Raw genomic sequence first — 10,392 nt, 5'->3', positions numbered from 1 at the left:
TTCCGCTCCAATCAACAGGGTTCTTTTACTTAGTCTAAATTAAAAAGGTAAAATTTTGTACTTCACCCCTAAAGTTAGAGTGAAATCTGACTTTAGGGGTGTTTTTTTATGATTAAATATAGCGAAGGTATTTCAGCACTCCTATTTCTCACGGATTTTTTTATTCATTGAATGAATGACTATAGAAGGCAGAAAATAAGCAAAAAGTTGCTTTTATAGGAGACCATCCAATGAGACATGTAAGAGAGTTTGAGCAAGATAAACAAATTTGTATGCAGTATGAAAATGATCGTGGTCGTTTTCACGGCGCTGTTGTTCCGCCCACATTTCAAAACACATTGTTTACTTATCCAACATTGAGTGAATTGGTGGATGCTGTTCAGTCAGAAAAACACCATTATGTGTATGGAAGAGGAACGAATCCTACGGTTGAAATAGTTGAAAAAAAATTAGCCGCACTGGAACGTGGGGAAGAATGTAAAACATTTTCATCGGGAATGGCAGCAATCAGCGCGGCCCTTATCAATAGTGTTCAGAGCGGCGACCATGTCCTTTGCGTCAGTAATATATATTACTCGACGATGGAACTCCTAAAATATTTAGGAAAGTTTCATATAAGTCATTCAGTTGTATATTCTACTAATACTGATGAAATATCTCAGGCGATTCAGTCCAACACCAAAGTCATTTTTATCGAAAGCCCGACGGATATGACTTACCGATTAATTGATCTAGCTGCAGTCAGTAAGCTGGCAAAGGACAACGGGATTCGAACCATTATCGATAATACTTGGGCAACTCCATTATTTCAAAAGCCACTAACCCTCGGAATCGATGTCGTTGTTCATTCAGCCTCCAAATACCTTGGCGGTCATAGTGATGTCCTAGGCGGGGCTTTAATTACGAATAAAAAAATTATGAACACCTTATTTACTAAAGAATATTTGCTAATGGGCGCTGCTATGCCGCCATCTGAAGCAGCGTTATTGCTGAGAGGAATAAGAACATTACCATTGCGTATGCAGTCCCATCAGGAGAATGCGTTAAAAGTGGCAACGTACTTGGAATCACATCCCAAAGTGGCCAAGGTTCATTTTCCTGCACTTGAATCCCATCCGGATTTTGTGCTCGGAAAAAAACAGTTATTTGGTTACAGCGGTTTGATGAGTATTGAATTAGCAGAAGCAAATTATCATCAAGTTGAAAAAGTCATTAACAAATTCAAGGCTTTTAAAATTGGTGTTTCCTGGGGCTCGTTTGAAAGCCTTGTTATTACCCCTAATCTTAAAAACAACGAGGGAAAGTTGATAAAGGAACATATGAGTCCGGGGACAATTCGTCTGGCGGTCGGTCTCGAGGATGTGAATGTTTTACTGCGTGATTTAGATCAGGCCTTAAGTGATTAAAGAGTTCAAATTGAAAGCAGGTGAAGGTCATGAGAGATCAAGAACAGCGTCGATTTTTTGAAGATGAAGAATGGGAAAAAGAGGCGATGAAACAACTATATGGGATGGAACCGGAAATGACTCTGCAAACAGCAAGGTTCGCGACAACAGATAATCCTCTTTTAACGGAATATTACCATGTGAGAAATGAAGAAGACCATCGGGTGCCTGAATGAAAACCTTCTACTAATGGGTATCCTAATAGCATGTGTTTGACTTTATGAAGAGGTAAGGAGGATATCATGGAATCATTTGTTGTTGGGTTTCACCAAGAAGATAATGTAGACAGCATGCAAATACAGAAAATAAATCAAGAGGAATTTAACAAAGCAACCGAGGGCGGTACAAGACAATTATTTGAGCTTGATACCAATATTGGCTTTTTTGTCTTTTTTGATGCGGCAGACATCGATGGGAATCTCTCTTACATGGCATTGCAATATGAAGAAGACAATGAAGATCCGGTCGGCTGTTATTCCTTTCAATTGAAAGATTTCTATGAATTTATGGCGCTATTTTTAAGTGATCTTCAATTCAGCGAGGAAGAGGATGAGGAAGAGCAAGAGTATGGCCCCATTCATCATCTTGCCCACTTACTGTTTCATATTGTGGAAGCAGGCAAGGATCTTAAAGTTTAAAAAGCAAGCACTGACCGGCTGTGGTCAGTGCTTTGTTTGTTCAACCTTTCGCGGGTTTCTTGCTTACTTCTACGCGGGCGTTCCCCATAAATAGAATCGTAATCGCTGCAAGCGCAATTGGAATCAATGTTAGAATAAAGGTGTGTGTGATCGAATATGACATTGCTTGAACAATTTTATCTAAGATAAAATCCGGAATTTTTGCTCGTTCACTTGCTTGGAAAATTTGCCGAGGGTCGCCGATTTGAAATTGCTGTCCGCCCCCGCCTTGCATTCCTTTAAAGGCTTCCTTTAATTGATCTGTAAACAAATTACCCTGCAGCGTACCAAAAATGGTGACCCCAAGTGTCATCCCGAATGAACGTAAAAAGGAATTGGTTGAATTAGCTGTTCCCCGGTATTGCGGCTCCAAATTGTGCATCGAGGCAGTTGGCAGCAAGGAAAATGAAAAGCCGACTCCAAAGCCAACCAGAATCATATAAATCGTTAATAAATAGCGGGCAGTATCAACGGTCATCGTTCCAAGTAAGTACATACCAGCTACATAGGAAACAATGGATAAGAACATCAAATTTCGGAAAGACGTTTTTGTTAAAAAGATCCCTCCAATCGAACTTCCTGCCACTGACCCTAACATCATCGGTGTTAAAATTAATCCAGCGTTTTTGGCTGTACCCCCATAAACGGCTTGAACAAAAATCGGAATAAATACAGTTAAAATGATAAATGTTCCGCCGTATAAGAAGGAGAGGATCTGTGAGGCAGCAAATAAGCGGCGTTTAAAAAGCCAAAGTGGTAAAATGGGTTCAGCTGCCTTGAACTCGGCAATAAAGAAGGCTACAAAAAAGATGAAAAAGCTGGCAAATAAACTAATAATTTGCACAGAATCCCAATCATATTCTTTACCGCCTAATTCGAGAGCGAACATCAGACTTACGACCGAAATGACAAGCGTAATTGCCCCAAGATAATCAATTTTTTGCTTCGCATGCTGTAATGATTCATGATAGAAACGAACAATTAAAATAATTGATACTATCCCAATAGGAACGTTTACATAAAAGACCCAATGCCAGCTAATATAATCGGTTATATAGGCACCAAGTAAGGGTCCAAGGACACTGGAGGCACCAAAAACAGCACCGAGCAAACCGGTCATCTTGCCGCGGTTTTCCGGCGGGAAAATATCAAATACAATCGTGAAAGCAATTGGCATCAGTGCGCCGCCGCCAATTCCTTGAATGGCACGGTAAATACTTAACTGAACAATTGATTGGGCTATTCCACAAAGTGCAGATCCAATCAAGAAGACGATTAACCCAAAAAGAAAGAAACGTTTGCGCCCATACATATCGGATAGTTTGCCGAAGATCGGCATACCCGCCATGACGGCGACCATGTAGGCAGAAGTGACCCAGACAAATTTATCAAAGCCGCCGAGGTCTGAGACAATGGTTCCCATCGCTGTCGCAACGATGGTATTGTCCATGGCCGACATTAATATCGCGAGCAACAGCCCGGTTACAACGAGCTTAAGATTCGTACCCTGTTTGATCATAGAAATCTCCTTTTAATTTTTCGAAATGTAATTAACGGGAAGGTCCCGGTCACTCCTTTGCATTTTATAGTTTTGTTTGAGTTTAAATACCTACAAGTAGGTTAAAATTAATTTTATTAATTGGGTGATAGAATTGTCAATTTAATTGTTAAAGGTGATGAAGGTAGAACATGTATGAGCTTAAGATTTGTAAGGAAAAGGAATTATCTGTTTATGAATTATCTAATGAAACATCGGGCAGCTGGTTAAGGGTTGTTCCAGAGCGTGGCGGAATTATTACTGGTTTTGGCGTGGAAAACGACGAGATTTTATTTTTAAATAAAGAGACCCTTTATGATCCAAAGAAAAATATTAGAGGAGGTATACCCATACTTTTTCCGATTTCAGGGCAGCTAGAAAATGGGGAATATGAATGGAACGATAAGGTTTACCAAATGAAAAACCACGGTGTCGCCAGAAATCAACCTTGGGAAGTAAGGGAAACAAAGTTAGATGAAACCAAAGCCACGGTTACTTTACGATTAGTCAGTAGTAAAGAAACATTGAGAGAATATCCATTTCAATTTGAAGTCATTTTCAGCTATACCATTACTAAAGATGAACTTCACATCGACCAAGTCTATCGGAATGCTTCCGACGAGGCCATGCCAATGTATGCAGGTTTTCACCCCTATTTTAAAACTGCTAGTAAAGATTTGACCTATCAAACCGATGCGAAAACCTATTTAGACTATAATAACATGGAGGTTCATCCTATTAACCATTCCTTGAATTTAACCGAGAAAAAGGAATCCTTAGTATTAAGGGATAGTGTGAGAAGGGAAATTTCTTTTGAACTTCCTGAACTCAAGAAGAACGTTACCATGAGATATGGGGATGAGTTTAAGTATATTGTATTGTGGACAGAGGCAGAACAAGAATTTATTTGCGTCGAACCATGGATGGCCATGACCGATGAACTGAATCGTAAAGTAGAGTTAGTGATGGTTGAACCAGGTAAATCACTTCATACATCATTAGTCATATCGGTGAAATAGTGAATAGAGATAATAGTAAAAAAACCTCCTGAAGAAAAGGAGGCTTTTTACTATTATCTCTTAAAGAATTCAACCTTTTCTCCGTCGGGACCGTTTACAAAGAAGTTACGATACCCGTTTGGAAGGGTGGTGACCTCTTCACTAATAAAAGAAATATCCAATCCCTTTAGACGGTTAAATTCCTCTTCAATTTCATCAACTAAAAAAGCGATGTGGTTGACTTTCCCTTCCTCTGGAAGATCGGGATTGCCGCCATATACTAATTCCAGTTCTGTTTCATCAGAACCATTGAAGCCAAGGAAGGCTAAGGTTAAAGCTCCATTATTAATGGTAAACTTATCCTTAAGGTCCATGCCAACAATCTCTTGATAAAAATTCAGTGATGCATCTAAGTCTTTAACAAATACGCCAACATGGTCCATCTTTTTAACAGCCATTTTCATTGCTCCTATGCTAATTAAGATTTTAGTACATCATGGTCAACATAACGCTCACCATTGATTTCACTAATCACATTAATGGCAACTTTAGCACCGTCGCCAGCTGTAATGATGGTATGTACACTCACACCAGCAACCGTTCCGGCAGCCCATATACCATCAATATTGGTTTTTCCGGCAGTATCAACATCGAGAACCGTTTTAATTCTAGGTTCTGTTCCTGGCTTGGTTTTTAGACCAATCGGTTCAGCGAGAGCAGTTAAAGCTCCAGTTGCCACAATGACATGCTTGGCTTGGTATTCGTTTTGGTCGGTTACGACTTTGAAACCTTCTTCATTTTTTTGAACATCTGTTACAGTAGCTTCTACTATTTCTGCACCAAATTTTGTTGCTTGCTTTTTACCAATCTCAATTAAATCTGGACCAGTAATTTCAGCAACGCCATAATGGTTTTCAATCCAAGCCCGTTTGGTCATGCTTTTGTCATTGTCGACAACCAAGGTCTTTTTACCAGCTTTAGCAGTAAATAAGGCAGCACTTGCTCCTGCAGCTCCTGCTCCAATAATAACCACATCAAACATCAAAATCCCTCCAATATTTAGTAATAATTCTAGCTTAGCGTAATTAAAAATGATTGTAAAATGAAGTGCTTTCATTTCAAAAATTCTAGTTAAAAAGCTACGATAATACTTGAATTATATACAGCCAAGCTATAACGTAAAACCAACGATGAAAATTAGGGGATAATCATGATTGAGATAAAATCACTTGGTGACTTAAGCCTGCAAGTTTCGTTTGGGAATCAAATTAGTGAAAAGATCCAAAGGGAGATTCAGCAATTTATTAGAGGGCTTGAAGAAGCGAACATAAAGGGTATTACCGAATGGGTGCCTGCTTATTGTACGGTTGCGATCCACTATCAGCCAGAAAGGATCAGCTATCATGATTTAAAAAGTTGGGTCAAAAGAATCTATACCTCTTCGGCTAATAAAATGGATGATGAACAGCGATTGGTTTATGAAGTGCCCGTTTACTATGGCGGGGCAACAGGCCCTGATTTAGCCTATGTGGCCGACTATCATCAGATAAGTGAGAAGGAGGTTATTCAGCAGCATACAAGCAAAGAGTATCTTATTTATATGATGGGCTTTGTTCCGGGCTTCCCTTATTTAGGAGGGCTTCCGCCAAGCCTAGCTGTTCCAAGACTCGATCATCCACGGCCAAGTGTGAAGGCAGGAGCGGTTGGAATTGGCGGAAATCAAACTGGCATATACCCAGCAGATGTTCCATCAGGATGGCAAATCATTGGGATTACACCTTTAAAGCTGTTTGACCTAGAGCGTCCATCCCCATTTCTTTTTTCTGCCGGAAACTATATAAAGTTTTACCCGATTGATTGGAATGAATATAAAAGAATCCAGCAAGTAACAGCTATGAAAGTCTATCAGCTAAAAACTTATAAAAGGGAGTTTACCAATGACTGTGATTGATTTAAATAGTGATTTAGGAGAAAGTTTTGGCGCATATAAAATTGGGAACGATGAAGAAGTTTTAAGATATATATCCTCTGCGAATATTGCCTGCGGGTATCATGGCGGGGATCACAATGTCATGTTTGAAACCGTTAGACGTGCAAAGAAATATGGCGTTCAAATAGGGGCACATCCTGGATTTCCGGATTTAGCCGGATTCGGGAGAAGGGAAATGAAGCTGACTACTCAAGAGATATATCATCTTATGGTTTATCAAATAGGGGCATTGGAAGCGATATGTAAGGCAAATGATGTGAAACTCGTACATGTGAAGCCGCATGGGGCTTTATATAATATGGCGGCCAGGAGCAGGGAGATGGCTGATTCGATTGTGCAAGCTGTATTTGATGTTAACCCTAAGCTTGTTTTATTTGCTCTTGCTGGCAGTGAATTAGCGAAGGCGGGGGAGGAACGGGGATTACTGGTTGCAGGAGAAGTGTTTGCCGACCGAACTTACCAGCCTGATGGGACATTAACATCCCGCGGGGAAGCGAATGCGATGATTCACGATTCGGCGTATGCGATCACTCGTGTTATTCGCATGATTAAGGAAGGAAAAGTCCAGGCAGTTGATGGTGCAGAAATAGCGATTCAAGCGGATACGATTTGTGTACACGGAGATGACCCGCAGGCATTAGAGTTTGTAATGAAACTAAAGCAGGCTTTTCAACAGGAAAATATCGAGATTAGAAAAAGCTGGCGAAGCGAATGAAGGCTATTTTAAAAGTATGGAAACCTGGGCTGCAAACAACGGTTCAGGATTTAGGGAGATATGGATACCAACAATTTGGAATCAGTCCATCCGGGGCGATGGACACCTATTCCATGCAAGTGGCAAATATCCTTGTTGGAAACCACAATGGCGAAGCCGTACTAGAGGCAGCTATTATAGGACCTCAAGTGGAGGCGATAAGTGATGTAGCAATCGCCATTTGCGGTGGTGATTTTACGCCCCATGTGGATGGGGCGGAAGTTCCAATGTGGAAAAGCTTCCTTTTACGGAAGGGTCAGGTCCTGACAGTTGGCCATTGTCAACGAGGAGCACGAGCTTATATAGCCATTGGAGGAGGCATTGAAGTTCCTTTTGTATTAGGCAGTAAATCCACCTTTTTAAATGGAAAGTTTGGCGGCTTAGAGGGACGGGCATTGCAGAAGGGAGATGTACTAGCGGGCAGCCCTTTGATAAGAAAGCCATATAAAATGCTTCATCCGGAATTGGTTCCCCACTATACAAAGGAGATGACCATTCGAGTGGTTATAGGACCTCATGAGAATCGATTTACAGAGGAGAGTATTTACCGGTTTCTCTCGGAGAAATTTATGGTGACCCATCAAGCCAACCGGATGGGGTATCAGCTAAAAGGTCCTAAACTTGAACACATCGGCGGTCCCGATATCATCTCCGACCCCATCCCGCTAGGCGGAATTCAAGTCCCCGCAAGCGGCCAGCCCATCATTCTCCTCGCCGATCGGCAAACCACCGGTGGCTACACAAGAATCGGAACAGTAATCTCAGTCGACATTCCGAGGGTTGCTCAAGCGGTGCCTGACAGCATTCTTCACTTTTCCATGGTGTCAGTAGAGGAAGCGCAACAGCATTATCTGGAAAGGCAGCGGTTATTAAGGCATTTGCAACTGGGGGTAGCAAAATAAAAAGAACCATCATTTCCGTCATAGGATTGATGGTTCTTGTGTTTGAACTGATATAAATGATCTTTTTTGTTTTTGGTTGTTCTAGTTCTCATATCCGTGAAAACAAATGGACTTCTCTTCGCTTCGGAATTTAGTTGGCCTTCGCGAGCTCGTTTTTCTCTAAGCTTTTTGGCTTTTGATTTTGCCATAATCGTCACTCCTCTAATTTGTTTCAATCCATTATATAACAAATCGAGGAGGATTGTTAAAAAACTTAAATTTCCTGTGCTTTTGTTTGTTTGGCAGATTCTTTTGCCGAAGCATCCTTTTTCGTATGAAGGAAATAAAAAAGAACCAATCCAATTAAGATATAAAACGAAAAGAAGCAATAAAGAGTACTGTAATCCATCTTTGAGGCAATAACCCCAACAATAAAGGAACCTAATGCAATTCCAGTATCATAGATGGATAAGAACGTTGCCGTTGCCAAGCCTCTTTTTCGAGGTTCTGCATCTTGAATCGCGATTGTTTGGAAGGTTGGGAAAAGGGTACCCCAGCCGATTCCGATCAATCCTGCTGATAATAGGAAGGTAACGGCTCCATTACTTTGACTCAAAATAAACATCCCGATGGCGAAAAGAATAATACATGGGAAACTAATCACATTCGGACCATACTGATCCAGCCATTTACCTGTAAATGGTCTTGACGCTAATAGGATAATCGCATAGACAACAAAGAACATGCTGGCGATGTGCTCTAAGTGAATTTCACTTGCATAAATCGATACAAATGATAATAGAGCAGAGTAGACAATCGCCATAAAGCTGCCAACAATTGAAATAGGCACTGCAGAAGCCTCAAACAGGCTGCTGATGGAAAAAGAAGAATGAGCTTTCGTTTGTTCAGGAGTTTCAAATGTATTATGTTTCACAATTAACCCTGTTATTAAAGAACAAAAAGCTACAATCACACTAAGAATAAATAATGGACGAGCACCCCATTGCTGCATCGCCAGTAATCCCACAAAAGGGCCAAAAACCATTGCTAAATTGGTTGACATCGCAAAATAGCCCATTCCTTCTCCACGACGGGAAGCAGGGATGATATCTGCCACAATTGTCCCTACAGCTGTAGTCGCCATACCAAAGCCAATCCCATGTAAGAGACGAATCACTAAGAAACCACCAACGGTTTTAGGTAAGAAATAAAGAAGAGAGGCTGCAGCGAAAAGAATGAGAGCTGTTAGCAATACCTTCTTATTTCCCGCCCGTTCGAGCCATTGTCCGGCAAGAGGCCGAGAAATAATCGCTGATAGTAAAAAGACCGTTGTCATCAAGCCTGCCATCGAAGAGCTACTGTGTAATTCATCAAGTGCGTAAGATGGAAGGGTAACAAGCAAGATGTAAAAAGTTAAAAATAGAAAAAGATTACTAAAGGAAATACTAATAAAGTTTTTTGTCCATAGTTTAGGTTTGTTCATGTAATGCACCTCAATTTATAAAATTTGCTGTAACCAGCTTTTTTGGAGTTTTACGAGTTGTTCTCGAGAATCAATAGGGAAGTCTTTCATGAGTTCATGATTGACCGAGTTAACAATATGTTCCCATTTTGAATATTCCTGATTGGCCAATTCTGTTAGCTGGACATGCTTTTCACGTTTGTCTTTCCCGGGGACTTGAGTCACATATCCTTGTTTCACTAACCGTTGAATGGTCCTAGTCATGGGCGGCGCTTCAACAAATAGGTAATCACAAAGTTCTTTTTGTGTCAGTGACCCTTTATTTTTCAGAACATAGATAACGGCCCACTGGGCACTGTATAATCCTAATGGTTTTAAGGCTTCATTTAGTTTGTTGGTGAGATGTCTGGAAAGCTGATGAAGTGTATGGAATAATTCGTGGGTTAACATGGTCCGCTCCTATGTTTTTAAAATTAATTACCTAGGTAACTATAGTGGAAATTGTGGGAATTGTCAAGGCTGGATTGGATAATTGGGCAGGAATTGTGGAGAAATGGGGTTTACGGGAATAATAGAAATTTGCGCGGAATTAATTAGAAAGTGCACGGAATTAATTAGAAAGTGTGCGGAATTAGAAAGTGTACGGAA

General features: G+C 40.6%; 12 protein-coding genes. 7 read left to right on the top strand and 5 right to left on the bottom strand.

Annotation, left to right across the window (positions count from 1 at the left end; all coding sequences use genetic code 11):
* The first annotated feature begins 230 nt into the window (after positions 1–230).
* The 3 genes from V7077_RS18330 (at position 231) to V7077_RS18320 (ending at position 2,083) form a co-directional block, all read left to right on the top strand.
* Positions 231–1,406, top strand: coding sequence for a trans-sulfuration enzyme family protein (locus V7077_RS18330; RefSeq protein WP_335504557.1), 1,176 nt, complete (start codon positions 231–233; stop codon positions 1,404–1,406).
* Between the two features lie 29 nt (positions 1,407–1,435).
* Positions 1,436–1,621, top strand: a complete 186-nt coding sequence (locus V7077_RS18325; protein WP_335504555.1) for a hypothetical protein — start codon at positions 1,436–1,438, stop codon at positions 1,619–1,621.
* A 66-nt stretch (positions 1,622–1,687) separates the two neighbouring features.
* Complete coding sequence (locus V7077_RS18320) at positions 1,688–2,083, top strand: cytosolic protein (RefSeq protein ID WP_335504553.1); 396 nt, start codon at positions 1,688–1,690, stop codon at positions 2,081–2,083.
* A gap of 40 nt (positions 2,084–2,123) precedes the next feature.
* On the opposite strand, the gene V7077_RS18315 is transcribed toward V7077_RS18320, so the two are convergent.
* A complete protein-coding gene (locus tag V7077_RS18315; RefSeq protein WP_335504550.1) occupies positions 2,124–3,641 on the bottom strand; it encodes an MDR family MFS transporter in 1,518 nt (505 codons plus the stop codon).
* 170 nt (positions 3,642–3,811) lie between these two features.
* Between V7077_RS18315 and V7077_RS18310 the strand changes: the two genes are divergently transcribed.
* Complete coding sequence (locus V7077_RS18310; protein ID WP_335504547.1) at positions 3,812–4,678, top strand: aldose epimerase; 867 nt, start codon at positions 3,812–3,814, stop codon at positions 4,676–4,678.
* Positions 4,679–4,731: 53 nt separating this feature from the next.
* On the opposite strand, the gene V7077_RS18305 is transcribed toward V7077_RS18310, so the two are convergent.
* Both V7077_RS18305 and V7077_RS18300 read right to left on the bottom strand, forming a co-directional pair.
* Complete coding sequence (locus V7077_RS18305) at positions 4,732–5,115, bottom strand: VOC family protein (protein WP_335504545.1); 384 nt, start codon at positions 5,113–5,115, stop codon at positions 4,732–4,734.
* Positions 5,116–5,135: 20 nt separating this feature from the next.
* Positions 5,136–5,699 carry an FAD-dependent oxidoreductase gene (locus V7077_RS18300; RefSeq protein WP_335504543.1) on the bottom strand — a complete coding sequence of 188 codons (564 nt, stop codon included), beginning with the start codon at positions 5,697–5,699 and terminating at the stop codon, positions 5,136–5,138.
* 168 nt (positions 5,700–5,867) lie between these two features.
* Here V7077_RS18300 and pxpB point away from each other — a divergent pair, with 168 nt between their 5' ends.
* The 3 genes from pxpB to V7077_RS18285 are packed head-to-tail and all read left to right on the top strand — an operon-like array spanning position 5,868 to position 8,303.
* Positions 5,868–6,608 (top strand): 5-oxoprolinase subunit PxpB, encoded by a 741-nt coding sequence (gene pxpB / locus V7077_RS18295; RefSeq protein WP_335504541.1) that lies wholly within the window; start codon positions 5,868–5,870, stop codon positions 6,606–6,608.
* Positions 6,595–7,362 carry a LamB/YcsF family protein gene (locus V7077_RS18290; RefSeq protein ID WP_335504539.1) on the top strand — a complete coding sequence of 256 codons (768 nt, stop codon included), beginning with the start codon at positions 6,595–6,597 and terminating at the stop codon, positions 7,360–7,362. The genes pxpB and V7077_RS18290 overlap by 14 nt, the downstream gene beginning before the upstream one ends.
* Entirely contained in the window at positions 7,359–8,303 is a 945-nt protein-coding gene (locus V7077_RS18285) for a biotin-dependent carboxyltransferase family protein (RefSeq protein ID WP_335504537.1), read from the top strand. The genes V7077_RS18290 and V7077_RS18285 overlap by 4 nt, the downstream gene beginning before the upstream one ends.
* Before the next feature lie 253 nt (positions 8,304–8,556).
* Here the strand turns inward: V7077_RS18285 and V7077_RS18280 are convergent, their stop codons facing one another.
* Together V7077_RS18280 and V7077_RS18275 are read right to left on the bottom strand one after the other, a co-directional pair.
* Positions 8,557–9,765, bottom strand: coding sequence for an MFS transporter (locus V7077_RS18280; protein ID WP_335504534.1), 1,209 nt, complete (start codon positions 9,763–9,765; stop codon positions 8,557–8,559).
* A gap of 15 nt (positions 9,766–9,780) precedes the next feature.
* Positions 9,781–10,194: a MarR family winged helix-turn-helix transcriptional regulator gene (locus tag V7077_RS18275; RefSeq protein ID WP_335504532.1), complete on the bottom strand. Its 414-nt coding sequence runs from the start codon at positions 10,192–10,194 to the stop codon at positions 9,781–9,783.
* Positions 10,195–10,392: the final 198 nt, after the last annotated feature.

Source organism: Neobacillus vireti (genome assembly GCF_036962465.1).
In the GTDB taxonomy this organism is placed as follows: Bacteria; Bacillota; Bacilli; order Bacillales; family Cytobacillaceae; genus Neobacillus; species Neobacillus vireti_B.
Note: the sequence above shows the minus strand (reverse complement) of the source record. Positions and strands in the feature narration are given on the sequence as shown.